We start from the raw sequence: 24,853 nt of genomic DNA on the forward strand, positions 1-24,853 counted from the left end.
TGCTCTCACTTCTTCTTGCCGAAACCGGGAAGACCCGGAAGACCGCCGAGGCCCGGCAGCTTGGGTCCACCCAGACCGGGAAGACCAGGCATTCCGCCCATGCCGCCAAGACCCGGTGGCATGCCACCCGGCTTGCCGAGACCTGCGGCCTCTGCCTGTTTCTGAAGCGCTTCGAGCTGCTTGGGATCCATATTGGCCAGATCAGGCATGCCGCCCATTCCGCCGCCCAGACCCATCTTGCCCGCAAGGCCGCCCATCATCTGCTTCATGATGCCGTCCTTGCCCTTGCCGCCCATGGCTTTCATCATGTCGGCCATGCCGCGATGCATCTTGAGCAGCTTGTTGATTTCAGCAGCGTCGGTGCCGGAACCGGCAGCAATGCGCTTCTTGCGGCTGTGCTTGAGCAGATCAGGGTTGGCGCGCTCGGCCTTGGTCATGGATGAGATGATGGCGATCTGGCGGTCGAACATCTTGTCGTTGAGACCCGACGCCGCCATCTTGTCCTTCATGCCGGCCATGCCGGGCATCAGACCCATGATGCCGCCCATGCCGCCCATTTTCTTCATCTGGCCAAGCTGGTCTGCCAGATCGTTCAGATCGAACTTGCCCGACTGCATCTTCTTGGCCATCGCTGCGGCTTTTTCCGCATCGATGTTTTCGGCAGCCTTTTCAACCAGCGAAACGATGTCGCCCATGCCGAGAATACGGTCGGCGATACGGCGTGGATGAAACTCTTCCAGCTCGCCCATGCGCTCGCCGGTACCGATTAGCTTGATCGGCTTGCCGGTAACGGCACGCATCGAGAGGGCCGCACCACCGCGACCATCGCCATCCATACGGGTCAGCACGAGGCCGGTGATGCCGACGCGCTCATCGAAATTACGCGCAAGATTGACAGCGTCCTGACCGGTCAAGCTATCGGCCACCAGCAGGATTTCGTGCGGCTTGGCCTTCTTCTTGATGTCGGCCATTTCCATCATCAACGGCTCGTCGATGTGGGTACGACCGGCAGTATCGAGGATCACGACATCATGGCCGCCGAGCTTGGCAGCCTGTACGGCGCGCGAAGCAATATCGGTCGGCGATTGTCCAGCAATGATCGGCAGTGTATCGACGCCGGTCTGAACGCCGAGCTGGCGCAACTGTTCCTGAGCTGCCGGACGACGCGTGTCGAGAGATGCCATCAGCACCTTCTTCTTGTCACGGTCCGTCAGGCGCTTTGCAATCTTGCCTGTCGTGGTCGTCTTACCAGAGCCCTGAAGACCCACCATCATGATGACGACAGGGGCGGCTGCATGGAGATCGATCGCCACGCCTTCGGAGCCCAGCATTTCGACAAGCTCGTCATGGACGATCTTGACGACCATCTGGCCCGGCTTAATGGCTTTGAGAACCGAGGCGCCGACGGCCTTTTCGCGTACCTTGTCGGTGAAGGAGCGTACGACTTCGAGCGCGACGTCCGCTTCCAGAAGCGCACGGCGAACCTCGCGCAGGGCAGCCGTTACATCGGCTTCCGAAAGCGCGCCACGGCCGGTCAGTCCATTCAGAATGGAGCCAAGGCGGTCCTGGAGGTTTTCAAACATCGCGTCATCCTTCTTCGTTTCGGAGTAACCGAAACGTCGGTGCTTTTGCTGTCAAAAACAAGATGCATAGCCAAAAAGCACCCGAGGGCGCATCGCGCTGTCGGATGTTTGCCTCCGGGATCTTCTATACCTTGCGGGTCCCGGTCGGCGGCTGCGGTCATGAAACTGCCAGCTGATTGGCGCGGGTTAACAGGAAAAGGCTTACAGAGTCAAGGCGGCCTGGGATTTTTGGCGCAGAGGTGGGCGTCGCGCCATCTCAAATTACCGTAACCGGGCATCTGCCTGCTTGAAGAGGTCTCGGGCTGCACCTATAGATTTATCATGAACAGACGCAAATTTTTCAAACTCTCTTTGCTCGGAGCGCTTCTGGCGGGTGGTGGCCTTTATGCGCGCCAATCCAGCGCAAGCGCCTATTATAAAGGCCCGCTTTCGGACCATTTCGATGGCGCACGGTTTTTCAATCCCGGTGGGGAGACGCCGAACGGATTTGTCGATCTGATGAAATGGCGCTTCGACGGGCAAAAGGCGACGTGGCCAGAGGCCTATCCGAGCCCGTTTCCCTTCGTGAAGCCCGATGAGCGGGTGAATGGCAAAGACATACGCGTCACCTTCATCGGCCACGCATCCTTTCTCATCCAGACAGCGGGGCTCAATATTCTGATCGATCCGGTCTGGTCGGAGCGGACCAGCCCCTTCAGCTTTGTCGGGCCGAAGCGCGTCAATCCGCCCGGCGTGCAATTTGCCGATCTGCCGCCGATCGATCTCGTGCTGATCACCCATAATCACTATGATCATCTGGATCTGGAAACGCTGCAGCAGCTTCACATTCACCACAAACCCCACTTCATCACGCCGCTCGGCAATGACATTGTCATCCGCACCCGCGTTGAGGCCGCGAAGATTTCGACGGGCGATTGGGGCGATGTGCTGGCGGTTGCCCCCGACGTCAAAATCCATTTCGAGCCGTGCCACCACTGGTCGGCGCGTGGGTTAAATGATCGGCGCATGGCGCTGTGGGCGGCTTTCGTTCTGGAAACGCCCGGTGGCAAGATCTACCATATTGGCGATACCGGATTTCACCGGGGCCTCAACTACCATGCCGCCGCCAAGAAACACGGCAGCTTCCGTCTGGCCAATCTGCCTTTCGGCGCCTATGAGCCGCGCTGGTTCATGAAGGGCCAGCACCAGAACCCGGCAGAAGCCGTGGAGGGCATGAAGATCTGTGGTGCCGCTTACGCCTGCGGCCACCATTGGGGCACGGTTCAACTGACCGATGAAGCCATCGATGCGCCGCTGATTGCCTTGAAGGCGGCGCTTGCCCAGCAGAATGTTCCCGAGGCGCGCTTCCGCCCCATGCGCCCCAGCGAAGTCTTCGACGTTCCCACGGTCTGATGGCGCGGCGTTAGGCGACCTGACACTGGTAATGCGCAGGCATTTCCGCCATATAGAGAAAAACGGGGCGATAGCCCCCCGCGCTTATCTCAAACGGGTCAGGAACATGTCGAACAGGGTCGAATTTGCGAAAATGAATGGGCTTGGCAACAAGATCCTCGTCATTGATATGCGCGGCCGTAAGGATATGGTCACGCCCGATGCCGCGATTGCGCTGAATGGCGATGCCGACACGGCCTTCGATCAGATCATGGCGATCCACGATCCGCGGCTCAGTGGAACCGATGCCTATATCGATATTCTCAATTGCGATGGCACCAAGGCGCAGGCCTGCGGCAATGGCACGCGCTGCGTCGTGCAGGCGCTGGCGTCCGAGACGGGCAAGAAAAGCTTCACCTTCCAGACTGTTGCGGGAATTCTGAACGCGTCCGAACATGATGACGGCATGATCTCCGTCGATATGGGGCTGCCTCGCTTTGGCTGGAACGAAATCCCGCTTTCTGAAGAGTTCCACGATACCAGCCGCATCGAGCTTCAGATCGGGCCCATTGATAATCCCATGCTGCATTCGCCTGCGGTTATGTCCATGGGCAATCCCCATGCGATCTTCTGGGTGGACCGCGATCCGATGGAGTTCGATCTGGAACGCTTCGGGCCGCTTCTGGAAAGCCACCCCATGTTCCCGGAGAAGGCCAATATCACGCTGGCGCAGGTCATTTCCGACAGTGCCCTGCGCACGCGCACTTTCGAGCGTGGTGCGGGTCTGACGCTGGCCTGCGGCTCTGCCGCCTGCGCCGCTGCCGTGTCTGCTGCCCGCACGGGCCGCACCGGTCGCCTTGTCGAGATCGATGTTGCCTCAAGCCCGGTTCGTATTCCCTTGAAAATCGAGTGGCGGGCCGACAACCATGTCATCATGACTGGCCCTGCCGAATGGGAGTGGGCGGGACAGGTCGATCCCGTGACCGGTGTCTGGCAGCGTGAGGTAGCGCAGGAAACTGCTGTTATATGAGTGGCGTCGAGGTCATAACCTTTGGCTGTCGCCTCAATACCTACGAGTCCGAGGTCATGCGGGCTGAGGCGGAAAAGGCGGGGCTGAACAATGCCGTGCTGGTCAACACCTGCGCCGTTACGGGCGAAGCGGTGCGTCAGGCCAGATCGGCCATCCGCCGCGCGCGCCGGGAAAATCCCCATGCACGCATCATCGTTACTGGCTGTGCGGCGCAGACGGAAAAGCAGACCTTTGCCGACATGCCGGAAGTGGACGCGGTTCTCGGCAACGAGGAGAAGCTGAAAAGCGCGTCCTACCGCGCTTTGCCGGATTTCGGCGTTTCGGCGGAAGAAAAGCTGCGTGTCAACGATATCATGAGCATCAAGGCCACCGCGCCTCAGATGATCAAGCATATTGACGGGCATGTGCGCGCCTTCATTCAGGTCCAAAATGGCTGCGACCACCGCTGCACCTTCTGCATCATTCCCTATGGTCGCGGCAATTCCCGCTCTGTGCCGATGGGTGCCGTGGTGGAGCAGGCCCGCAAGCTGACCGAAAACGGCTATTGCGAAATCGTGCTGACCGGCGTGGATGCCACCAGCTACGGTGCCGATCTACCGGGAGAACCAACGCTCGGTTATCTGGCAAAGACGCTGCTGAAGCAGGTGCCGGAGATTTTGCGCCTGCGGCTCTCCTCCATCGACAGTATCGAGGCGGACAGGCATCTGCTGGATCTGATTGCGGATGAACCGCGCTTCATGCCGCATCTGCATCTTTCGCTTCAGCATGGCGACGACATGATTTTGAAGCGCATGAAGCGTCGGCATATGCGCGCCGATGCCATTCGCTTCTGTGAGGATGTCCGGGCGCTCAGGCCCGACATCGCGTTTGGCGCAGACATGATTGCGGGTTTTCCGACCGAAACCGAAGAGATGTTTGAGAACGCGGCGACCCTTGCGGAAGAATGCGGAATTTCCAACCTGCATGTTTTTCCCTATAGCCCGCGTCCCGGCACACCTGCCGCGCGCATGCCGCAACTGGACCGTGGCTTGATCAAGCAGCGGGCCGCAAGGCTTCGCGAACGCGGCGAGCAGTTGCGCCATGCGCATCTGGAGCGCATGGTGGGAACGCAGCAAACCATTCTTGTTGAAAACAACGGCTTTGCCCATACGGACAATTTCACGCTCGTTGCCGCACCCGGACTTGAGCCCCGCACACTTGCGCAGGTGCTGATTACCGGTCACAACGGAAAACACCTGGATATGCAATGTCTGGCCGCACAGGCCGCCTGACGTAAAGATACGGAACACATATGGCCCTAGGCTTCATCAAAAAAGTCTTCTCCTTTGGCAAGGACAAGGCCGACACGGACAGGCAGGACGCCGATGTCGCGGTTGAAAAGGCCAATGAGAATGCGTCGTTCGAAGATGTCCTGATCGAAGCAGAGGCGCATGCGCCCGTGGCCGACGATCCGGTTTCCTCCCTTGAGATGGAGACAGCTGGCGGGCCTGCCTCTGATGATGTGAGCGCCGACGGGAAAGCCGAACAAGACGAAGAAGAAGATGCACCGCTTTTGCCGGGCCCTGAACAGGTTGGCGATATGGGCATGGTGCCCCTGTCTCTCCTGCAGGCCGAAGCCGAGGCTGAAGCGCTGCCCGTAACGGAAATGCAGGAGCTGGCTGATCCTGACGCGCCACTCGACACTTTGGCCATGGATGCCCTGCTGGACGAAGCAGAAGCGGTAACGGCCACAGAGACTACTGAAACCGCCGCTTCGCCTGTTCTGCCCAAAGGCTTCGCCTTGCCGAGCGCGCGCGTTGAGCCTGTTGAAGCTGAGCCGGAGCAGAAGCTGTCCTGGTTCCAGCGCCTGCGCGCTGGCCTGTCGCGCACGTCCATGCAACTCACCAGCCAGATTTCGGCTCTTTTCACCAAGCGCAAGCTGGATGAAGACACGCTGGATGAGCTGGAAGACCTGTTGATCCAGTCCGATCTTGGTCTGGAAACGGCCATGCGCATCACCGGTGCCTTGTCATCTGAACGTTATGGCAAGGATGTCAGCGGCGAAGATGTGGCCCGTATCATGGCGGGCGAAATTACCAAGGTTCTGACACCGGTCGCCAAGCCGCTGGAGCTTGATCTTTCGCACAAGCCGCATGTCATCCTCGTGGTTGGCGTGAATGGTACTGGCAAGACAACAACCATCGGCAAGCTGGCGGCCAAGCTGTCGGGCTCCGGCCTGAAGGTCATGCTGGCGGCGGGTGACACGTTCCGCGCAGCGGCCATCGAGCAGCTGAAGATCTGGGCGGATCGGACAGGTTCGGAGTTCATCGGCACCAAGCTGGGCGCGGATGCGGCCGGTCTTGCCTATGACGCTTTTGAGCAGGCGCGGGCAAAGAAATGCGATGTGCTGATCATCGATACGGCTGGGCGCTTGCAGAACAAGACCGAGCTGATGGATGAGCTGGAAAAGATCGTGCGCGTTCTGGGCAAGCTCGATCCCGACGCGCCGCACACGGTTTTGCAGACGCTGGACGCGACGACCGGACAGAATGCGTTGAACCAGGTCGAGATTTTCCGCAATGTCGCGGGTGTGTCCGGCCTGATTATGACAAAATTGGATGGCACGGCGCGCGGCGGTATCCTCGTCGCCATCGCAGCCAAGCACAAATTGCCGGTCTATTTCATCGGCGTTGGCGAAGGCGTTGATGATCTGGAGCCATTCGAGGCAGAAGATTTCGCCAAGGCGATTGCGGGAGTGTGACGATGGACGTGGAAAGCAATCAGCGCGAAAGCGAAAAAATGGTCCGTGAGATCAGCCCGCTTTTGAAGTTCGTTCTGGAGCTTGGGCCACTGGTCGTGTTCTTCTTTGCCAATTCCCGTGGCGAATGGCTGGCAAAGACATTTCCCGTGCTGACGGAATTCGGTGGCCCTATTTTCATCGCAACCGGTCTTTTCATGATCGCCACGGCGGTTGCGCTGACCGCTTCATGGATATTGACCCGCACCTTGCCGATGATGCCGCTGATCTCTGGCATTGTCGTGCTCGTTTTCGGTGCGCTGACGCTCTATCTGCAAAACGACACGTTCATCAAGATGAAGCCGACCATCGTCAACGCGCTGTTTGGGATTATCCTGCTTGGCGGTCTGCTGTTTGGCCAGTCGTTGCTGGGCTATGTCTTTAATTCGGCCTTCAAGCTGAATGACGAGGGCTGGCGCAAGCTGACATTCCGCTGGGGCTTCTTCTTTCTCTTCCTCGCGGTTCTGAATGAAGTCGTGTGGCGCGGATTTTCTACCGATACATGGGTGGCTTTCAAAGTGTGGGGCACGATGCCGATCACCATTCTCTTCACCATGGCACAGATGCCGCTCATCATGCGTCACTCGCTTGAGCCTTTGATGAAAGACAAGAAATGACATCTGCGCCGATGCATGGGGGCCGATCCTCCTCCCAAATCTGGTTTGGGGTTGCTGCCGCTATTCTGGTTCTGCAGATCGTCATTCTCTACGCGATGGGGCGTTTGCCCATCTGCGAATGCGGCTATGTGAAGCTGTTTGAGCCGGGTGTGAACACGCCCGGCAATTCCCAGCATCTGGCAGACTGGTACACGCCGTCACACATCATCCACGGCTTCCTGTTTTATGGTCTGGCGTGGCTTTTGTTTCGCAAGCAGGCGATATCCATGCGGCTTTCCTTCGCGGTGCTGATCGAGGCTGCCTGGGAGCTTCTGGAAAATTCACCCATCATCATTGATCGCTACCGCACGGCGACGATGGCGCTGGGTTATAGCGGCGACAGCATCTTGAACTCGGCCATGGATACCGTCTTCATGGTGCTCGGCTTCTTCTTTGCGATGCGCGTTCCGGTGTGGCTGACCATCCTCGTTGCCATCGTCTTTGAGATTTTCACCGGCTGGCTCATCCGCGATAATCTGACCTTGAATGTGCTGATGCTGGTCACGCCCATCGATGCCATCAAGGAATGGCAGAACGCCCTGCCAGCTGGCTGATCGCTCAGTTTCCAGCGGCAGCCTTTTCGATGGCTGGAATGATCTCGCGCTCATAGGTCGCGACATCGATGGGGCCGACTTTCTTGTAGACGATGGTGCCTGCCTGATCGACCAGATAGGTCTCGGGAATGCCGTAGACACCCCAGTCTATGGCTGCCTTCCCGTTCGGATCGATGCCGATGGCGGCATAGGGGTTTCCGAGTTCGCCCAGAAACCGGATGGCATTGTCTGATTTGTCCTTGTAGTTGATGCCAACCACGTTGAGGCGCTCGTCCTTGGCCAGTTCTTTCAGCATCGGGTGTTCCTGCCTGCAGGGCACGCACCAGGAGGCAAAGACGTTGACGAGGGTGAGCTTGCCCTTGATGGCAGCATCGGTGAGCGCCGGGACATTGGCACCTTCCAGCGGCGGCAAGGACAAGGACGGCGCTTTCGTGTTGATCAGTGCCGAGGGAATGGCACTAACATCGAGACCGTTCACATCCTGCTCATAGAGCATCTTGGCGGCAATGGCCGCAAAGCCTGCAAAGGCTAAGAGGGGCAGCAGCGCCAGAATATAGCGCGCCTTCTTGCCCGAAGATGCTGGAGCGGCTGGCGTTTCCTTCGTCATGGTGCTGGTTGCTCCACCTTGGCCGGGCGCGCCCGGCGGCGGATGCCGGAGGCTTCAAGCTGCGCCATTTCGCGTTTGCGGGCGCGGCCATCCAGGAAAATCCAGCCGATCAGGACGGTGACGATGAGCCCGGTCAAACCATAGGACATGCCGATATAAAATGCGTGGCTCATGGCTTGGCTTTCTCTCGGCTGGCGAGACGCGCCGCTATTCGCCGCTGTGCGGAGACGCGCCTGCGCCAGATTTCATTGCGCATGGCGGCAAGATGCAGCGTGAAAAAGAGCAGGGTGAAACCAATGGCCATGGTCAACAGCGGCCACAGAAATTCCGGTGCGATGGCCGGGCCGTTGAGGCGCAGGACACTCGCTGGCTGGTGCAGCGTGTTCCACCATTCCACCGAAAACTTGATGATGGGGATGTTGACGAAGCCAACGAGGATGAGAATCGCACTGACGCGCGCAGCTTTGGATGGATCATCCATGGCCTTGTTGAAGGCGATGAGGCCGAGATACATCAGAAACAGGATGAAAACCGAGGTCAGCCGCGCATCCCACACCCACCACGTCCCCCACATGGGTTTTCCCCACAGCGAGCCGGTGATGAGCGCAATCAGCGTGAAGGCAGCACCTATCGGGGTTGCCGATTTATGGGCGACATCTGCCAACGGGTGCCGCCAGACCAGCGTGCCGATGGCAGACAAGGCCATGACGGTATAGCACATCATGGAAAGCCAGGCGGCTGGCACGTGGACATACATGATGCGCACGGTGTTGCCCTGCTGGTAATCGCTGTCGGTTGTGAAGGCCATATAGAGGCCAGCGGCCAGACAGAGGGCGGAAAGCCCTGCCAGCCATGGTAAAATGCGGGCGGCCAATGCCAGAAACCGCGTCGGGTTGGCAAGGTCGCTAAACTTGGTAATGGCAAGGCTCGTATCGCTCATGGCGTCTTTCTACAATGAGACCGGGATTGCGGCAATTGATCCTTATCAATCCATGGAGCTGCGCAGTGCCAAAGCGGCGAAGAACGGCCCCACGACCGATGAAAAAAGCGTGATTGCAATGAGAATGAGGAAGGGTGGCATGAAAGGCGAGGGGTCCTGAACCGCTGCATAGGATGCGCTGACGCCAAAGATCAGCACGGGAACAGCTAAGGGTAGCACGAGGATCGACACCAGAAGGCCACCTCTCGGAAGCGCAACAGCCACCGCCGCGCCGACGGCGCCGATAAATGTGAGCGCGGGTGAGCCCACCAAAAGGGTCAGCATGACAGCGCCGATGGCAACCTCGCTCATATTCATGAACAGGCCCAGCAGCGGCGATGCGAGCACCAGCGGCAGGCTGGTTGCCGTCCAGTGGGCCAGGCACTTGACCAGAACCGTCAGCACCAGCGGCGTTTCCTGCATGAGGATGAGGTCGAGCGATCCATCGTCGCGCTCTGCCTGAAACAGCCTGTCGAGGCCGAGCAGGGCGGCCAGCAGTGCGCCGATCCACACGATGGCCGGACCGATCCGCGAGAGCAGATTAAGGTCAGGGCCGACCCCGAATGGGATGACGGCAACGATGGTCATGAAGAACAGCACGCCGATGAGCGCGCCGCCACCAGCCCGGATGGAAAGTTTCAGGTCGCGCAGGAAAAGGGCGATCATGCTGTGCCGCTTTCGGAAGGGTCAACCGTCCGTTCGGTTATGAGATATGGGAGCAGCGCAATCACCATGCCTCCTCCACCCCGGCAAAGCCGGTCATCCGCAATTCCTGAGCATTTTCCAGCCCCAGCGGCTGGTGGGTGGCGGCCACGGCCATGCCGCCTTTTTCCAGATGCGTCTTCACCAACCCGGTGAACATGAGATCGGCGCTTGCATCCAGTGCGGCGGTCGGCTCATCGAGGATCCAGATCGGCCGCCATGCGACAAGCAGTTTGGCCATGGCGAATCGGCGCTGCTGACCGGCGGACAGATATCCGAAAGGCAGATGGGTAATGCTGGCGAGGCCAACCGCTTCTGCCGCCTCTTCGATACCCAAAGAGCTGCCGCCATCAAAATCGCCGAGAAATTTCTTCCAGAAATTGAGATTTTCGAAAACACTCAGATCCTGCTTCATCGCGTTGCGGTGCCCCAGATAGTGGCTCGCCTCGGAGGCGCGAACGTCTGTTTCAAGTCCTTCGCCGGCTAAGGTCACGTGCCCTTCTTCGGGCCGTAAAAGGCCCGCTATCACGCGCAAAAGCGTCGATTTTCCAGATCCGTTCGGTCCCGTCAGCAGCATAGCCTGACCAGAGCTTAACTTGAAGGAAACATTCATGAATATTAGATCTTCGCCACGACGGACGGCCAGATTTTCTGCTGTTAGCAGCATGGTGTCATCTCGTTTAAGATTTTAATCATCTCGTTGGCAAAAAAATCGATTTAGGTGTTTTTCCGGTCTGGCACGTTTCTCATAAATTATCTATATGGGTGTCAACCACGCCAGCGGTCGGCGTGATCATCATATAGCGCCGGACCAGAAGGTTGCGAAAGCAGCTTCTCGTGCGGACAGCGGAAATGACCGTACCCGCATCCTGATGTGCTTAAGTGCATTGGTGTCCGCACGCGCGTGTTGGCTATCAGAGGAAGCGGGGCATTATCCGTGGCTAAATCTCTAGACAGTTTCAATTGTCGTTCTGTGCTTACCGTCAATGGTAAGGACTATGTTTATTTCAGCCTTCCAAAAGCAGAAGCGAATGGCCTGACAGGCGTTTCCAAGCTGCCCTACTCCATGAAGGTTCTGCTTGAGAACCTGCTGCGCTTTGAAGACGGTCAGACCGTTACCAAGGAACACATCACGGCTGTTGCAGACTGGCTGAACAACAAGGGCCTCGTTGAAAACGAAATCGCCTATCGCCCCGCTCGCGTTCTGATGCAGGACTTCACCGGCGTTCCAGCCGTGGTCGACCTTGCAGCCATGCGCGACGCGATGGTGGCGCTGGGTGGCGATCCCGAGAAGATCAACCCGCTGGTTCCTGTCGATCTCGTCATCGACCACTCCGTTATCGTTGATGAATTCGGCACGCCGACAGCATTTGCGCGCAACGTTGAGCTGGAATATGAGCGCAATGGCGAGCGTTACCGCTTCCTGAAGTGGGGCCAGCAGGCGTTCAAGAACTTCCGCGTCGTTCCACCAGGCACAGGAATCTGTCACCAGGTTAACCTCGAATATCTTGGCCAGACCGTTTGGACCAAGGAAGAAGACGGCGAAACCATCGCTTACCCGGACACATGCGTTGGCACCGACAGCCACACGACCATGATCAATGGTCTTGGCGTTCTGGGCTGGGGCGTTGGCGGTATCGAAGCCGAAGCGGCCATGCTTGGCCAGCCGGTTTCCATGCTTCTGCCTGAAGTTATCGGCTTCAAGCTGACAGGCAAGGTCAGGGAAGGCGTAACCGCCACCGACCTCGTGCTGACTGTCGTTCAGATGCTGCGCAAGAAGGGCGTTGTCTCCAAATTCGTTGAATTCTTCGGCCCCGGCCTGGATTCGATGACACTGGCCGACCGTGCGACCATCGGCAACATGGGTCCAGAATACGGCGCAACATGCGGCTTCTTCCCGGTTGACGGCGAAACCATCAACTACCTCACCATGTCTGGCCGTACCAAGGACCGCATCGCGCTCGTTGAAGCCTATTCCAAGGCGCAGGACATGTGGCGTACCGGCGACGGTGCCGATCTCGTCTTCACCGATACGCTGGAACTCGATCTCGGCGAAGTTGTGCCATCCATGGCTGGTCCAAAGCGTCCCGAAGGTCGCGTTGCGCTTGAAGGCATCGCTTCCGGCTTTGCGGCAGCTCTGGAAGCCGACTACAAGAAGCCAGGCCAGCTCGACAATCGTTACCCTGTCGAAGGCACGGATTTCGATCTCGGCCATGGTGACGTCGCCATCGCCGCCATCACCTCCTGTACCAACACGTCTAACCCATCCGTTCTGATTGCTGCCGGTCTTCTGGCCCGCAACGCCGTCGCCAAGGGTCTGACATCCAAGCCTTGGGTCAAGACATCGCTGGCACCTGGATCCCAGGTTGTTGGTGAATATCTCGAAAAGTCCGGTCTTCAGAAGGATCTGGATGCGATCGGCTTTAACCTCGTTGGTTTCGGCTGCACGACCTGCATCGGCAACTCCGGTCCGCTGCCTGCACCGATCTCCAAGACCATCAACGACAAGGGTCTGATCACCGCTGGCGTTCTCTCCGGCAACCGTAACTTTGAAGGCCGCATCTCGCCGGACGTTCAGGCGAACTATCTTGCCTCTCCGCCGCTGGTTGTTGCTTACGCGCTGGCCGGTACGGTCCAGAAGGATCTGACCACAGAGCCGCTCGGCATGGGTTCAGACGGAGAGCCTGTATTCCTCAAGGATATCTGGCCGACATCTGCCGAAATCCAGGAATTCATCCTGAAATACGTGACGCGTGAACTCTACGAGTCCAAATATGCTGACGTGTTCAAGGGTGATGAAAACTGGCAGGCCGTTCAGGTTCCTCCTGGCCAGACCTATGCCTGGGACGACAAGTCGACCTACGTTCAGAACCCGCCTTACTTCGTGGGCATGGGCAAGACCGGCACAGGCTTGAAGAACATCAAGGGCGCACGCGTTCTCGGTCTCTTCGGCGACAAGATCACCACCGACCACATTTCTCCGGCCGGTTCGATCAAGGCTGCTTCGCCTGCCGGTGCATACCTCACCGACAATGGCGTGGGCGTTGCCGACTTCAACCAGTACGGCACACGCCGTGGCAACCATGAAGTGATGATGCGCGGCACGTTTGCCAACATCCGTATTCGCAACCACATGCTTGGGCCAAACGGCAAGGAAGGTGGCTACACCATCCACTATCCGTCCAAGGAAGAGATGTCGATTTACGATGCAGCCATGCAGTACAAGGCTGAAGGCACGCCGCTCGTCATCTTTGCGGGCGTTGAATATGGTAACGGTTCTTCCCGTGACTGGGCTGCCAAGGGTACCAACCTGCTCGGCGTGAAAGCCGTGATTGCGCAGTCGTTCGAGCGTATTCACCGCTCCAACCTCGTTGGCATGGGCGTCGTTCCCTTCGTCTTCGAAGAAGGCACGACATGGGCAAGCCTCAACCTCAAGGGCGATGAAACCGTTGAGATCGATGGTCTCGAAGGCGACATCAAGCCGCGCGAGAAGAAGATTGCCAAGATCACCTACAGCGATGGTACAGTGAAGGAAGTTCCGCTTCTTTGCCGCATCGATACGCTGGATGAAGTGATCTACATGAACAATGGCGGCATTCTGCAGACGGTTCTTCGCGACCTGGCTGCATAATTCTTGCCACATCATGAAAAGAGCGCCGGGAGAAATCCCGGCGTTTTGCGTATTATGATGGGGTATTCCGGTGAAGCTTGCTTCGTGATCGGCACTCACCCCATCGTTACTTTCTATTGAAGGGCCACTCGCGTTATTTTCGCCGGGCGTCCCGACAGGAATTGATAGCATCAATGGTCTGGAGACACGTCCAGACAAGGGTTCTTGCAATGTCGCTGAAATACGGGCCTGTCAGAGTTAGTCTTACGATGTGCGCCTTCGCAGCGATTGCAACGGTGCCCGCAATGGCGCAGCAGCAGGAGCAGCTGAAGGGCGTTGTCGAGCTGTTCACCTCGCAAGGCTGCGCGTCCTGCCCACCGGCAGATGAGGCGTTGCGCAAGCTCATCCAGAAGGGCGATGTGGTCGGCCTGTCCTATCACGTCGATTACTGGAACTATCTGGGCTGGGCGGATTCGCTGGCGTCCAAGGAAAACACAGAGCGGCAATATGGTTATGCCCGGGCTCTGGGTCGCAACAATGTCTATACGCCACAGGCTGTCATCAATGGTCGCGACCACGTCAAGGGCGCAGACATGAAGGCAATCGATACGCGGCTGGATGCATTCAAAAAGGCCGGAGAAGGCCTCAGCGTGCCCGTCAAGGCGCGCCGGGTGGATGATGAGATTGCGATCGAGATTGGTCCGGGCCAGGGCAAGGCCGACGTCGTGGTGGCCTATTTCAACCGCGAGCAGGTCGTCGACGTGCAAAAGGGCGATAATCAGGGTAAAACCATATCCTACTGGCACAGTGTCTATGACGTGCAGACGGTGGGCATGTGGGATGGAACGTCCATGACGGTCAAGCTGCCATCGAGCATCATGAGCAAGGCGAAGGACGGCGGCTGCGCCGTGCTTTTGCAGACGAGCGATGCAAGCGGGAATCCCGCTGCGATCATCGGGGCCAGTGTTCTCATGACGTCGGGGAAATAGGTATCCGCTGAAAAGCGGGAAGATCCGATCCGGGCATTGGGGGCTGGGGGTAAAGGGTCAATGCACCGGACCGGGTCATGTTGGTGCCGAGGCATCAATTGACATTAGTCATATCCCACTCAAATCGGGCCATGATTTGACGGAAATAGGGCAATTTAAGATGTTCATCATGCCCTAATTATTACCGGCGCGCGCATCTTTCCCGCTGCCATGCAAGGCTTGCATTTCCGCTTTCACGGCGTCAGACTGTCGTGAAATTGTCATTTGCTGTTGAGCGAGGTTGCCCAATGACAGATCAGCCGGATTTGGAGCGTAAAGGCCTGTTTCACAGAGATGGCGCGTCCGTGGTCGATATCAGAGAGTACAGGCAGAGCAAGGATGTCTTGCCCATTACCTTCCACCGCCGTGAACTGGATGCGATATTGCGCATCTATGGACGGATGGTCGGCGAGGGGGAATGGCGGGACTATGCCATTGACCATTTGAAAGACAAGGCGGTCTTTTCCGTCTTCAAGCGCTCCGGCGAGATGCCGCTTTTCCGTATAGAGAAAAATCCCAAGCTTGCCTCCAAGCAGGGTGCCTATAGCGTCGTGAATGTGGATGGACGTATCTTGAAGCGCGGCCATGAACTGCCGCAGGTGCTGAAAGTCTTCGACAAGGTCTTGAAGCTCATCGAGTGATTGTAGGGTTTGTGCATCCCACAAAAAAAGGCGGCCCAGAGGCCGCCTTTTCTATGTGTTCAACCAGACTTACTTGTCGCGATTTCCGAGGAACTGCAACAGGAACATGAACAGGTTGATGAAGTCGAGGTAGAGGGTCAGGGCGCCCATGATGGCCTTGCGGCCAGCCGTGGCGACATCATCACCGTCAAAGTACATTTCCTTGATCTTCTGCGTGTCGTAGGCGGTCAGGCCTGCGAAGATCAGCACGCCGATGGCGGAGATTGCAAAGCCCATGGCAGACGACTGCAGGAAGATGTTGACGATGGACGCGATGATCAGGCCAAACAGACCCATGATCAGGAACGAGCCCATGCCGGACAGGTCTTTCTTCGTGGTGTAGCCATAGAGCGACAGCGCGCCGAATGAAGCAGCCGTGATGAAGAACGTCTGGACGATGCTCTGGCCGGTATAGACCAGGAAGATCGACGACAGGGAAAGACCCATCAGCGCTGCGTAGCCCCAGAAGGTTGCCTGTGCGGCAGGAACGCTCATCTTCTGAATGCGGAAGCTCAGGAAGAACACGAGACCCAGCGGAGCCAGCATGACGACCCAGCGCAGAGGCGAGCCGTACAGGGCTGCACCAAGGCTGGTCAGCATCGTGCCGTTACCCATCGTGGCAACAGCTGCCGCAGGATCATTTGTGGTCGCCAGCATCGATGTGAAAAACGCTGCGAAACCTGTAATCGCAAGACCAACGGCCATCAGGTTATAAACCTTGACCATATAGGTGCGCAGACCTTCATCGATCATCGCGCCAGACTGTGCATGGCCCTGGGCCATACGGTTCTGGTAGTTGTTGAAGTCAGACATTGTTACCTCTTTTGAGCTCCGAAATTGCTACGGTGTCGGCATATCGTCGCTTTGAGACCATATCCCAGGCGCCGCTGCGGAGCTACAGCAAGCCTAACAAAGAATATGAGGATATCGCCGCGCGGATACAAGAGCTTTCAGATCCGAAAAAACACCATATGCGCGAAATGCGATAACGTTTTGGCGATCAGAAACCTGATTTACCCGTTAAAGTTATGTGGCGCACAACTTTTCGGATCACTCCCCTGCCTGGCGCAGAACCGGGGCGGCTTTCTGGCCCAATATGCGCCACGTTCCGATAAGCCCGATACCAACCGTCATGATGAGGGCGATGACGATGGTGGCTATGGCGACATCCGGCAGGAAGCTCGACGGAAGCTTCATGATGCGGGCGATGACGAACCAGGCGGCGGCACCGCCAGCGGCAAGCGCGAAGATCGCCGTTGCCAATCCCAGGATCATATATTCATAGGAAAAGGCGCGGATGAGCATGGCGCGGGTTCCGCCCAGTGTTTTCAATATGACGGCATCATGGGTTCGCGCCCGGTTTCCGGCAGCCAGCGCGCCGGCTAGCACCAGAACCGAAGCAATGAGAGCCACGGCCGCCGCCGCACGGATGGCGGTCGCCAGTTGGCCGACCAGACGGTTCACGACATCAAGAGCATCCTTGACCCGCACACTGGTAATGGTCGGGTAGGCATTGGTGATGGTGCGAAGGATTTCGCCTTCCTGCGCGGGTGTTGCTGAGGGGTCTGCAAGTGTTGCCAGCCATGAGTGCGGTGCGCCCCGGAATGTGTTGGGTGAAAACACCATGACGAAGTTGAGAGACAGGGATTCCCACTGCACATCGCGCAGATTGGCGATTTTTGCCGTGATGTTTCGGCCCAGCACATTGACGGTGACGGTATCGCCGACCTTCAGGCCAAGCTCGCCGGCCTCTTCCGCTGCAAAGGAAATAAGCGGTTCGCCGCTATAATCCTGTTCCCACCATGTTCCAGCCGTCAGCTTTGCGTTCTCAGGGAGATCTGCAGAGTAGGTAATGCCGCGATCACCCCTCAGCACCCAGCGGCCAGAAGCGGGCACTTCCATTTTCGTCACATCCTGACCGTTGAAGGCGAGAATACGACCGCGCAGCATCGGCACTTCGGTCAATAGGCCGTCCGGTGCCTCGCGTTTGACGAGGTCGCGAAAACCATCGCGATCGGCGCTTTGAATATCGACGAAAAAGAAGTTCGGCGCACGTTCGGGCAGGCTGCCGGTCAGTTCGCGCCGCAGATTGCCGTCGATCAGCGTCAAGGTGACAAGCAGCGTCAGCCCGAGACCGAGCGAGAGAACGACGGATGGAGTCAGCGCGCCGGGGCGGTGAATATTGCCGATGGCAAGCCGCAACGCTGCGGAATGAACACGCGGGCTTCGCTTGGCCAGCGCCTTGATGCCCCAGGCCACGAGCCGCAGAACAATGAAAGCAAAGGCAACAGCACCCAGAAAGACCGACGCGATGAAACGCTCTTGCGAGGTGTAGATCGCAAGTCCGGCCAGTGCTGCCAGAAGAAGACCGGTGGCAAGAAGATAGGGCCATGTCGGCAGCTTGTTTTCATCAAAGCCCTGCTCACGAAACAGCGCCGTGGCAGGCACTTCGCGGGCCTGACCCAGAGGCAGAATGGCAAAGGCAAGCGTCGTCAAAAGCCCAAAGACGGCAGCCAGAAACAGCGGACCGGGATAGATCGCCAGCTCATTTGGCACGGGCAACACGCCTTCCAGAAAACGCATGGCAATGAGCGGGGTGATGGCCCCCAGCACCAGACCGATGGCGATGCCGATAATGGCGATGAAGGCGATCTGGAAGAGATAGGTCATCGTCACCACGCTGGCCGGTGCGCCGAGGCACTTCAGCGCGGCGATGGTCGAGCGTTTGGAATCGAGAAAGGCACGCACGGCATTGGCAACACCAACGCCGCCGACGATCAAGGCAGTGAGGCCGACAAGTGTGAGAAACTGTGAGAAACGGTTGACGTTTTCCGTCAGAGACGGGGCAGCCCTGTCGCTGGTGCGGATAGACCAGCCGGCGCTTGGAAACTCCCTGTTGGTGTCGTTGGTGATCGTTGCGCGCTCGGACGGATCGTTCAGGCGGATCTTGTAGGCATGCTCGACAAGGCTGCCGCTCTGGATCAGGCCGGAGGCGGTCAGCGCTTCGCGGCTGATGAGAAGGCGCGGGGCAAAGCCAAAGCCATCCGATAGCGCATCCGGCTCTGTCACGACCGTGCCTGATAGTTTTAGCCTAACATTGCCGACCAGCAGCTCATCGCCGAGCTTGATGCCAAGCCGTTCCAGAAGAAGGGGTGCCGCGACCGCGCCATAGGTCTCGCCCTGTTTTGCCAGAAGCTGTGCAAGGGGTGCCGCCGGTTGGGCCTCGAATGTGCCGTAGAGCGGGTAGGCACCATCCACCGCCTTGACCTCTGTCAGGGTCTGCTGCGAACCATCGGCAAGCCGCGCCATCGAGCGAAGGCCGGTCGATACGGCGACCTCGCCCAGCGCGTCGAGATAGGCGCGCTCCTGTTCAGAGGCTTCACGGTTGCGAAGCTCGAAGCGCACGTCGCCAGCCAGAATCGACTGGCCTTGCGTTGCAATCGAACTGGTGACGGCGCGTGAAACGGAGTTAACCGCTGCAATGGCGCCGGTGCCAAGCGCGATACAGGCGAGGAAAATGTAAAAGCCGCGCAGGCCCCCGCGAATTTCACGGCTGGCAAGCCTCAATGCGTTGCGGATATTGAACAGAGACGGAAGAGCACCCATCATTGTGAAACCGCCAGACTGGCGATCGTGGCGGCGCTATCGCTTTCAATCTGACCCGAGCGAACCTTGATCTGGCGCGAGCAGCGGGCGGCGAGCGAAATGTCATGGGTGACGAGGATCATCGTCATGCCGCGCTCTGCCTGCTTGGAAAACAGCAGATCGGCGATCTGCCTGCCGGTATCGGTGTCCAGATTGCCGGTTGGCTCGTCGGCAATCAGCACGGCGGGCGAGGGGGCAAGTGCGCGAGCGATGGCCACGCGCTGCTGTTCACCGCCCGAAAGTTGGCCGGGATAATGGTTCAGCCGCTCCCCAAGTCCCACGGCTGTCAGCTCTTTCTTTGCAATCTCGAAGGGGTTGGCGACATTTGCCAGTTCCAGCGGCACAGCCACATTCTCAAGCGCCGTCATATTGGCAATGAGGTGGAAGGACTGGAAGACGATGCCGATATTGCGGCCGCGAAACTCGGCAAGAGCGTCTTCACCCAGCTTGTGCAGCTCCGTTCCCGCAATTGTGATCGCGCCGCTATCCAGACGCTCCAGCCCGGCCAGAACCATCAGAAGCGTCGATTTTCCAGAACCCGATGGCCCAACGATGCCAACGGCTTCGCCTTCATTGATGCTGAGATCGATGCTTTTGAGAACGTGAACGGAGGCGGCGGCGTTGCCGAGCGTGAGATCGGCCTTATCAAGATCAATGATGCTTTTCGTCACAATTCGCGTTCCTATATAAAGCTGAAGGCAATCCGGGAGAGCAGTCCGATTTTCGGGCAGTGCCAGACAAATTAGGAAGACCGCCATGGGTTTTAAAGCCGCTACCGCTCAATTCATCGTCATCAGCTGCGCTTTGTTGGCTGCCCCCTTTGCGCAGGCGCAGGACAAGCCGGTCCAATTGGTCGGATTCGGAGATAGTCTGATGGCAGGGTATCAGCTACCGCCCACCGATAGCTACACCGCCCAGCTAGAGGCCGCGCTGAAAGCCAAGAACGTCAATGTCACGATTACCAATGCCGGTGTCTCCGGCGATACGACATCCGGCGGTTTGGCGCGTGCCGAATGGTCTGTTCCAGATGGTACCGACGGTGTGATTCTTGAGCTGGGGGCAAACGATGCGTTGCGGGGCGTATCCCCGGACGACACTGAAAAGAACCTTGATGCGATCATCGCCGGGCTTCAGAAGCGCAATATTCCTGTTCTGCTGATCGGCATTCTGGCGCCACCGAATATGGGCGGTGACTTTGGGAAGCGTTTCAACGAGATTTACCCGCGCCTCGCGAAGAAGCATAATCTGCCACTCTACCCGTTTTTCCTGGACGGCGTCGTGATGGATCAGAGCCTTCAGCTTGAGGACAGGATGCATCCCAACACCAAAGGCATAGCCGTGATGGTCGAGAAAACGCTCCCCACGGTCGAGGATTTCATAAAGGCTGTCAGCGCGCAAAAAAAATAAGCGCTTGCACCGGGCAGCTTTGCATGATTCGCTAGGGTTGTTCTGCCAAGAGATTCGGGGAGCTCGCCATGCCGAGACTGTTTACCGCCCTCGAAATTCCGCGCAATGCGGCCATGAGCCTTTCATTGTTGCGCGGTGGTCTGCCGGGTGCCCGGTGGATCGATGTGGAGAATTATCACATCACGCTCCGCTTTATCGGAGATATTGACGGTCGCACCGCTGACGAAGTCGTCAACCGGCTCGACAGGATCGACAGGCCGGAATTTCAGGTCAATCTGACCGGTATCGGCTCTTTCGGCTCCAAGAAGCCTCACTCCATCTGGGCCGGCGTTTCTCCCTCAGCCGAGATGAATGCGTTGCAAAGCGAGATTGAGCGCATGTGCCAGCGGCTGGGTCTTCCGCCCGATCCGCGCAAGTTTACCCCGCATGTCACGCTGGCGCGGCTTCGGCACTCAAGGCTTGACGATGTGGTGCATTACCTCTCCGGGCGTGGAGATTTCCGCACCTCCTCCTTCAACATCGGACGCTTTGTGCTGATGTCGTCGAAGGAATCAGTCGGCGGTGGTCCCTATATCGTTGAAGAGGTTTTTCCGCTTCAGGAGGCGTGGCCGGTTTCCAACCTGCCGATCAAGGACATGCAGCCGGAAAAAAGCATGGTGTAGACGGTCTGGAATCCGTCCTCTCCACCATAATAGGGGTCCGGTACATTGGATCGCTCGCCGGTGGCATAGTCGCTGAACAGGTGCAGCTTTTGCTCATATTCCACGGGGCAGATTGCTGAAAGTCTGGCGAGATTGTCCTCGTCCATCGCCAGGATGAGGTCGAACGCTTCGAAATCGGATGGTTTTACCTGTCGTGCCTTCTGTCTGGTGATGTCGATACCATGACGCTTCGCGATTGCTATGGATCGAGGATCCGGCGCATTACCAACGTGCCAGGCGTCTGTGCCAGCTGAATCGATCACGATCCGGTGTGCAATCTGCTGTTTTTCGACAATATGTGCGAGGATACCCTGCGCAAGAGGTGATCGGCAGATATTTCCCATACAGACAAAAAGGATGGCTGTCGGTTTCATCCTGTGTACTCCATATATGAGGGGTGGCTTCACGGCAAAAGCGATACCGAGAGCAATGTTGGATCGAAACAGGCGATACGGTGTTTCCTCCTTAATGATGAAAGGCAGCCCCATGCAATATCCTAAACTTGCCAAAGACGTGATCGAGACTGAGCTCGCCAAGCTGCAAGGCTGGTCGCTGCGCGAGGATGGTCTGGCCATCGTCAGGGCTTACAAATTCGCCAATTTTGCGGAGGCCTTCGGGTTCATGGCGCAATGCGCATTGGCGGCTGAAAAGCTCAATCACCACCCGGAATGGTCGAACGTCTATTCGCGCGTCAAGGTGTGCCTGACGACCCATGATTCTCAAGGGATTACCGAGCGGGACTTCCTTTTGGCGGGTGCCATGGAGAAGGCCGCACGCGGGCGCAGCGATTGAACCACAAAAGCAATGTCTTATATGATCCTTCATGACCACAGGACACATGACCATGGATGATGTGAAGATTGGCGAGATCCTGCTGCCGGGTGACCCGGACCAGCAGGAGCAGACCGAGCGTCAGGTGCGCTCCAAATTCTGGCCAAAGATGAAGCGCGTGGCCAGCAAGGTGCCATTTGCGCGCGATGCCGCTGCCGCTTATTATTGCGCAACGGATCGCGAAACGCCATTTCGTGCCAAGGGCATTCTTCTGGCTGCCTTGGGCTACTTCATCCTGCCCATCGATGTCGTGCCGGACATTTTTGCTGTTGTCGGCTTTACCGATGACATCGCGGTTTTGACCGCAGCGCTGGCCATGATCCGTGCCCATATCAAGATGGAGCATTACGATGCAGCTGATGCCGCCATCGCGCGGATAAGCGAGGAGTAACGCCTCTGTGAACCGGTGTTTTCTGCCCTTGAAGACGCCGACAAATTCTTGCCTGAATTCTTGTGTCTGTGCTCAGGACGCGTGCACGTCAGTGCGCCGTGGCCTGGCGCTGGGACCTGCCGACCTGTTACATCCCGATGCAAATATCGACTTTTAGCATCGGTGTTGACGGTTTGGTAACCGATCTTTAGCCAATATGAAGATGACGGACTTACCTAGCATCGGCCCGGCACAGCCGTTCGGCCAACTGGAAGACAATAACCCGGCAGGAAATTCAATGTTTGTAAGAAGTGTAGCAACCGCAGTCGCCATTTTGCTGACCAGTGTCAGCATAGCCTCTGCACAGTCGCCCACGCGCATCCAGCAGTTCAATGCATGGGGTGCCTATTCGTACAAGTCGGGTAACAGCACCGTTTGCTATGTTCTTTCGATCCCCACGACCAAGGAACCCGCGAGCGTTGATCACGGCGATATCTTCTTTATCGTTTCACAGCGCCCGGGCCAGAATATTTCCTATGAGCCTCAGGCCATGGTCGGCTACAGCCTGCGCGAAGGCTCCAAGGTCAATGTGACCATCGATAACAAGAACTTCGTGATGTTCACCAAGGACAAGGCCGCCTGGGTTGAGAACGCTGCTGAAGAGCCGGCACTGGTTGCAGCCATGAAGACTGGCAAGTCCATGACGGTCAAGGCAACATCTGCCCGTGGCACTGCCACCAACTATGCCTATTCGCTTTCGGGCATCTCGGCGGCGCTGAAGCAGGTTGAAAGCTGCAAGTAAGCCTTTCTGGTTTTAGAATTTGCGGTGGCCGGTCCTTGACCGGCCATTTGCGTTTTGACTGTTTTGGTGCTAAAGGCGCGTCAACACAAACAGGTGGGTGCGCAAGACGTGCCTTGCCTTTGAATTTTCTCCACATGCAGACGACCATCCGCCGCTTGTTTCGCGCGGTTTCGCACTGCAATGGCTGATGGGATAAGACAATGTCCGTACTGGAAGCGACCGCCGGTCTGGCAATCAAGAGCCCGATTGTTGCCAATGCCGATCTCATGGACGGCAAGCCGTCATTGATTGGCATTACGCGGGAAGAGATGGCAGAGGCGCTGATGGAAATCGGTGTGCCGCAGAAGCAGACCAAGATGCGCGTGAGCCAGCTCTGGAACTGGCTCTATGTCCGCGGCGTCTCCGATTTCGACCACATGACCAATGTGGCCAAGGATCTGCGCGAAAAGCTGAAGGCACACTTTACCATTGCGCGCCCTGAGATCGTGGAAGAACAGGTTTCCAACGATGGCACCCGCAAATGGCTGATGCGTTTTCCGCCACGGGGCGCGGGCCGCCCGGTTGAAATCGAAACGGTCTATATTCCCGAGGAAGGACGCGGCACGCTGTGCATTTCCAGCCAGGTTGGCTGTTCGCTGACCTGTTCCTTCTGTCACACCGGAACGCAGCGTCTGGTGCGCAATCTGACGGCAGAAGAAATTCTGGCGCAGCTTCTGGTCGCGCGCGACCGTCTGGGTGACTTTCCTGACCGCGAAGCACCGCAGGGTACGATCATGCCAGCCGAAGGCCGCAAGGTTTCCAACATCGTGATGATGGGAATGGGCGAGCCGCTCTATAATTTCGAACACGTGAAAACGGCACTGCTGATCGCCACCGATGGCGATGGCCTGTCTCTTTCCAAGCGTCGCGTGACACTGTCGACATCGGGCGTCGTCCCGGAAATTTTCCGTACTGGCGATGAAATTGGTGTGATGCTGGCCATCTCGCTGCATGCGGTGCGCGATGAGCTGCGCGACATGCTGGTGCCGATCAACAAGAAGTATCCGCTGAAAGAGCTGATTGAAGCCTGCCGCAACTATCCCGGCGTGTCGAACGCCCGCCGCATCACCTTTGAATATGTGATGCTGAAGGACGTCAATGACAGTCTGGAAGATGCCAAGATGCTGACGCAGCTTTTGAAGGGCGTTCCGGCAAAGATCAATCTCATTCCGTTCAACCCATGGCCCGGCACGAACTACCAGTGCTCGGATTGGGAGCAGATCGAGAAGTTTGCCGATTTCATCAATCAGGCGGGCTATGCTTCGCCGATCCGCACACCGCGCGGGCGTGACATTCTTGCGGCCTGTGGTCAGTTGAAGTCGGAATCGGAACGCATGCGCAAGACTGAGCGCATGGTATTTGAGGCGATGATGATCGCCAATCACGGCGCAGACGACGAATAGAACAAGAATTGATGGGTGCGCCCCGGTCTGCATGATTGATTTCGCATAAACCCTTTCTTAAAGAGGGCGGTAAAAGCGA

Annotated in this window: 25 protein-coding genes; 15 read left to right on the forward strand and 10 right to left on the reverse strand. The window is 57.7% G+C overall.

Annotated features, from left to right (window positions below):
* Positions 1-5 precede the first annotated feature (5 nt).
* Positions 6-1,583, reverse strand: a complete 1,578-nt coding sequence (ffh, locus tag IFT53_RS13090) for a signal recognition particle protein (RefSeq protein WP_192065213.1) — start codon at positions 1,581-1,583, stop codon at positions 6-8.
* Positions 1,584-1,904: 321 nt separating this feature from the next.
* Between ffh and IFT53_RS13095 the strand changes: the two genes are divergently transcribed.
* The 6 genes from IFT53_RS13095 to IFT53_RS13120 all read left to right on the forward strand — a co-directional run bounded on the left by IFT53_RS13095 (position 1,905) and on the right by IFT53_RS13120 (position 7,970).
* The gene (locus IFT53_RS13095) at positions 1,905-2,975 is read left to right on the forward strand and encodes an MBL fold metallo-hydrolase (protein ID WP_192065215.1); all 1,071 of its coding nucleotides are present in this window, start codon (positions 1,905-1,907) and stop codon (positions 2,973-2,975) included.
* A gap of 106 nt (positions 2,976-3,081) precedes the next feature.
* Entirely contained in the window at positions 3,082-3,984 is a 903-nt protein-coding gene (gene dapF, locus IFT53_RS13100; RefSeq protein WP_192065217.1) for a diaminopimelate epimerase, read from the forward strand.
* The gene (gene mtaB, locus IFT53_RS13105) at positions 3,981-5,255 is read left to right on the forward strand and encodes a tRNA (N(6)-L-threonylcarbamoyladenosine(37)-C(2))-methylthiotransferase MtaB (RefSeq protein ID WP_192065219.1); all 1,275 of its coding nucleotides are present in this window, start codon (positions 3,981-3,983) and stop codon (positions 5,253-5,255) included. Before dapF ends, mtaB begins: the two co-directional genes overlap by 4 nt.
* Before the next feature lie 20 nt (positions 5,256-5,275).
* A complete protein-coding gene (ftsY, locus tag IFT53_RS13110) occupies positions 5,276-6,724 on the forward strand; it encodes a signal recognition particle-docking protein FtsY (RefSeq protein WP_192065220.1) in 1,449 nt (482 codons plus the stop codon).
* A gap of 2 nt (positions 6,725-6,726) precedes the next feature.
* Positions 6,727-7,377 (forward strand): septation protein A, encoded by a 651-nt coding sequence (locus tag IFT53_RS13115; protein WP_192065222.1) that lies wholly within the window; start codon positions 6,727-6,729, stop codon positions 7,375-7,377.
* Positions 7,374-7,970 carry a DUF2585 domain-containing protein gene (locus tag IFT53_RS13120; RefSeq protein ID WP_192065224.1) on the forward strand — a complete coding sequence of 199 codons (597 nt, stop codon included), beginning with the start codon at positions 7,374-7,376 and terminating at the stop codon, positions 7,968-7,970. The genes IFT53_RS13115 and IFT53_RS13120 overlap by 4 nt, the downstream gene beginning before the upstream one ends.
* A 4-nt stretch (positions 7,971-7,974) precedes the next feature.
* Here IFT53_RS13120 and IFT53_RS13125 read toward each other — a convergent pair whose 3' ends face one another.
* The 5 genes from IFT53_RS13125 to ccmA form a co-directional block, all read right to left on the reverse strand.
* On the reverse strand, positions 7,975-8,577 hold the full coding sequence (locus IFT53_RS13125; protein WP_192065226.1) for a DsbE family thiol:disulfide interchange protein: 603 nt from the start codon (positions 8,575-8,577) through the stop codon (positions 7,975-7,977).
* Positions 8,574-8,750, reverse strand: coding sequence for a heme exporter protein CcmD (gene ccmD / locus IFT53_RS13130; RefSeq protein WP_042615603.1), 177 nt, complete (start codon positions 8,748-8,750; stop codon positions 8,574-8,576). The genes IFT53_RS13125 and ccmD overlap by 4 nt, the downstream gene beginning before the upstream one ends.
* Positions 8,747-9,517 (reverse strand): heme ABC transporter permease, encoded by a 771-nt coding sequence (locus IFT53_RS13135; protein ID WP_192065228.1) that lies wholly within the window; start codon positions 9,515-9,517, stop codon positions 8,747-8,749. The genes ccmD and IFT53_RS13135 overlap by 4 nt, the downstream gene beginning before the upstream one ends.
* Before the next feature lie 45 nt (positions 9,518-9,562).
* Positions 9,563-10,222 (reverse strand): heme exporter protein CcmB, encoded by a 660-nt coding sequence (gene ccmB / locus IFT53_RS13140; RefSeq protein WP_192065230.1) that lies wholly within the window; start codon positions 10,220-10,222, stop codon positions 9,563-9,565.
* Positions 10,223-10,283: 61 nt separating this feature from the next.
* Positions 10,284-10,925: a heme ABC exporter ATP-binding protein CcmA gene (gene ccmA, locus IFT53_RS13145; protein WP_192065232.1), complete on the reverse strand. Its 642-nt coding sequence runs from the start codon at positions 10,923-10,925 to the stop codon at positions 10,284-10,286.
* Positions 10,926-11,195: 270 nt separating this feature from the next.
* Here ccmA and acnA point away from each other — a divergent pair, with 270 nt between their 5' ends.
* From acnA to IFT53_RS13160, 3 genes are all read left to right on the forward strand, one after another.
* On the forward strand, positions 11,196-13,889 hold the full coding sequence (gene acnA, locus IFT53_RS13150) for an aconitate hydratase AcnA (RefSeq protein WP_192065234.1): 2,694 nt from the start codon (positions 11,196-11,198) through the stop codon (positions 13,887-13,889).
* 248 nt (positions 13,890-14,137) lie between these two features.
* On the forward strand, positions 14,138-14,857 hold the full coding sequence (locus tag IFT53_RS13155) for a DUF1223 domain-containing protein (RefSeq protein WP_192065490.1): 720 nt from the start codon (positions 14,138-14,140) through the stop codon (positions 14,855-14,857).
* 287 nt (positions 14,858-15,144) lie between these two features.
* The gene (locus IFT53_RS13160; RefSeq protein ID WP_192065236.1) at positions 15,145-15,537 is read left to right on the forward strand and encodes a DUF2794 domain-containing protein; all 393 of its coding nucleotides are present in this window, start codon (positions 15,145-15,147) and stop codon (positions 15,535-15,537) included.
* Between the two features lie 69 nt (positions 15,538-15,606).
* Here IFT53_RS13160 and IFT53_RS13165 read toward each other — a convergent pair whose 3' ends face one another.
* From IFT53_RS13165 to IFT53_RS13175, 3 genes are all read right to left on the reverse strand, one after another.
* Entirely contained in the window at positions 15,607-16,389 is a 783-nt protein-coding gene (locus IFT53_RS13165; RefSeq protein ID WP_192065237.1) for a Bax inhibitor-1/YccA family protein, read from the reverse strand.
* Between the two features lie 237 nt (positions 16,390-16,626).
* Positions 16,627-19,185, reverse strand: coding sequence for an ABC transporter permease (locus IFT53_RS13170; RefSeq protein WP_192065239.1), 2,559 nt, complete (start codon positions 19,183-19,185; stop codon positions 16,627-16,629).
* Positions 19,182-19,892, reverse strand: coding sequence for an ATP-binding cassette domain-containing protein (locus tag IFT53_RS13175; protein WP_192065241.1), 711 nt, complete (start codon positions 19,890-19,892; stop codon positions 19,182-19,184). The genes IFT53_RS13170 and IFT53_RS13175 overlap by 4 nt, the downstream gene beginning before the upstream one ends.
* Before the next feature lie 85 nt (positions 19,893-19,977).
* Here IFT53_RS13175 and IFT53_RS13180 point away from each other — a divergent pair, with 85 nt between their 5' ends.
* Both IFT53_RS13180 and thpR read left to right on the forward strand, forming a co-directional pair.
* The gene (locus IFT53_RS13180; RefSeq protein WP_192065243.1) at positions 19,978-20,628 is read left to right on the forward strand and encodes an arylesterase; all 651 of its coding nucleotides are present in this window, start codon (positions 19,978-19,980) and stop codon (positions 20,626-20,628) included.
* A gap of 68 nt (positions 20,629-20,696) precedes the next feature.
* The gene (gene thpR / locus IFT53_RS13185; RefSeq protein ID WP_042615593.1) at positions 20,697-21,290 is read left to right on the forward strand and encodes an RNA 2',3'-cyclic phosphodiesterase; all 594 of its coding nucleotides are present in this window, start codon (positions 20,697-20,699) and stop codon (positions 21,288-21,290) included.
* Here the strand turns inward: thpR and IFT53_RS13190 are convergent.
* Positions 21,224-21,703 carry a low molecular weight protein-tyrosine-phosphatase gene (locus IFT53_RS13190; protein ID WP_192065245.1) on the reverse strand — a complete coding sequence of 160 codons (480 nt, stop codon included), beginning with the start codon at positions 21,701-21,703 and terminating at the stop codon, positions 21,224-21,226. The genes thpR and IFT53_RS13190 overlap by 67 nt on opposite strands.
* A gap of 112 nt (positions 21,704-21,815) precedes the next feature.
* Between IFT53_RS13190 and IFT53_RS13195 the strand changes: the two genes are divergently transcribed.
* The 4 genes from IFT53_RS13195 to rlmN all read left to right on the forward strand — a co-directional run bounded on the left by IFT53_RS13195 (position 21,816) and on the right by rlmN (position 24,774).
* Positions 21,816-22,121, forward strand: a complete 306-nt coding sequence (locus tag IFT53_RS13195; protein ID WP_192065247.1) for a 4a-hydroxytetrahydrobiopterin dehydratase — start codon at positions 21,816-21,818, stop codon at positions 22,119-22,121.
* A 52-nt stretch (positions 22,122-22,173) separates the two neighbouring features.
* Positions 22,174-22,551, forward strand: coding sequence for a YkvA family protein (locus IFT53_RS13200; protein ID WP_192065491.1), 378 nt, complete (start codon positions 22,174-22,176; stop codon positions 22,549-22,551).
* 277 nt (positions 22,552-22,828) lie between these two features.
* Complete coding sequence (locus tag IFT53_RS13205) at positions 22,829-23,332, forward strand: invasion associated locus B family protein (protein WP_042615591.1); 504 nt, start codon at positions 22,829-22,831, stop codon at positions 23,330-23,332.
* A 266-nt stretch (positions 23,333-23,598) separates the two neighbouring features.
* Positions 23,599-24,774: a 23S rRNA (adenine(2503)-C(2))-methyltransferase RlmN gene (gene rlmN / locus IFT53_RS13210; protein WP_192065493.1), complete on the forward strand. Its 1,176-nt coding sequence runs from the start codon at positions 23,599-23,601 to the stop codon at positions 24,772-24,774.
* Positions 24,775-24,853: the final 79 nt, after the last annotated feature.

The organism is Rhizobium sp. CFBP 13644 (assembly GCF_014842165.1).
Lineage (GTDB): Bacteria > Pseudomonadota > Alphaproteobacteria > Rhizobiales > Rhizobiaceae > Agrobacterium > Agrobacterium tumefaciens_C.

Coding starts and splice junctions, on each gene's coding strand:
- ffh (WP_192065213.1), bottom strand. CDS start 1,583: ATGTTTGAAAACCTCCAGGACCGCCTTGGCTCCATTCTGAATGGACTG.
- IFT53_RS13095 (WP_192065215.1), top strand. CDS start 1,905: ATGAACAGACGCAAATTTTTCAAACTCTCTTTGCTCGGAGCGCTTCTG.
- dapF (WP_192065217.1), top strand. CDS start 3,082: ATGTCGAACAGGGTCGAATTTGCGAAAATGAATGGGCTTGGCAACAAG.
- mtaB (WP_192065219.1), top strand. CDS start 3,981: ATGAGTGGCGTCGAGGTCATAACCTTTGGCTGTCGCCTCAATACCTAC.
- ftsY (WP_192065220.1), top strand. CDS start 5,276: ATGGCCCTAGGCTTCATCAAAAAAGTCTTCTCCTTTGGCAAGGACAAG.
- IFT53_RS13115 (WP_192065222.1), top strand. CDS start 6,727: ATGGACGTGGAAAGCAATCAGCGCGAAAGCGAAAAAATGGTCCGTGAG.
- IFT53_RS13120 (WP_192065224.1), top strand. CDS start 7,374: ATGACATCTGCGCCGATGCATGGGGGCCGATCCTCCTCCCAAATCTGG.
- IFT53_RS13125 (WP_192065226.1), bottom strand. CDS start 8,577: ATGACGAAGGAAACGCCAGCCGCTCCAGCATCTTCGGGCAAGAAGGCG.
- ccmD (WP_042615603.1), bottom strand. CDS start 8,750: ATGAGCCACGCATTTTATATCGGCATGTCCTATGGTTTGACCGGGCTC.
- IFT53_RS13135 (WP_192065228.1), bottom strand. CDS start 9,517: ATGAGCGATACGAGCCTTGCCATTACCAAGTTTAGCGACCTTGCCAAC.
- ccmB (WP_192065230.1), bottom strand. CDS start 10,222: ATGATCGCCCTTTTCCTGCGCGACCTGAAACTTTCCATCCGGGCTGGT.
- ccmA (WP_192065232.1), bottom strand. CDS start 10,925: ATGCTGCTAACAGCAGAAAATCTGGCCGTCCGTCGTGGCGAAGATCTA.
- IFT53_RS13155 (WP_192065490.1), top strand. CDS start 14,138: ATGTGCGCCTTCGCAGCGATTGCAACGGTGCCCGCAATGGCGCAGCAG.
- IFT53_RS13160 (WP_192065236.1), top strand. CDS start 15,145: ATGACAGATCAGCCGGATTTGGAGCGTAAAGGCCTGTTTCACAGAGAT.
- IFT53_RS13165 (WP_192065237.1), bottom strand. CDS start 16,389: ATGTCTGACTTCAACAACTACCAGAACCGTATGGCCCAGGGCCATGCA.
- IFT53_RS13170 (WP_192065239.1), bottom strand. CDS start 19,185: ATGATGGGTGCTCTTCCGTCTCTGTTCAATATCCGCAACGCATTGAGG.
- IFT53_RS13180 (WP_192065243.1), top strand. CDS start 19,978: ATGGGTTTTAAAGCCGCTACCGCTCAATTCATCGTCATCAGCTGCGCT.
- thpR (WP_042615593.1), top strand. CDS start 20,697: ATGCCGAGACTGTTTACCGCCCTCGAAATTCCGCGCAATGCGGCCATG.
- IFT53_RS13190 (WP_192065245.1), bottom strand. CDS start 21,703: ATGAAACCGACAGCCATCCTTTTTGTCTGTATGGGAAATATCTGCCGA.
- IFT53_RS13195 (WP_192065247.1), top strand. CDS start 21,816: ATGCAATATCCTAAACTTGCCAAAGACGTGATCGAGACTGAGCTCGCC.
- IFT53_RS13200 (WP_192065491.1), top strand. CDS start 22,174: ATGGATGATGTGAAGATTGGCGAGATCCTGCTGCCGGGTGACCCGGAC.
- IFT53_RS13205 (WP_042615591.1), top strand. CDS start 22,829: ATGTTTGTAAGAAGTGTAGCAACCGCAGTCGCCATTTTGCTGACCAGT.
- rlmN (WP_192065493.1), top strand. CDS start 23,599: ATGGACGGCAAGCCGTCATTGATTGGCATTACGCGGGAAGAGATGGCA.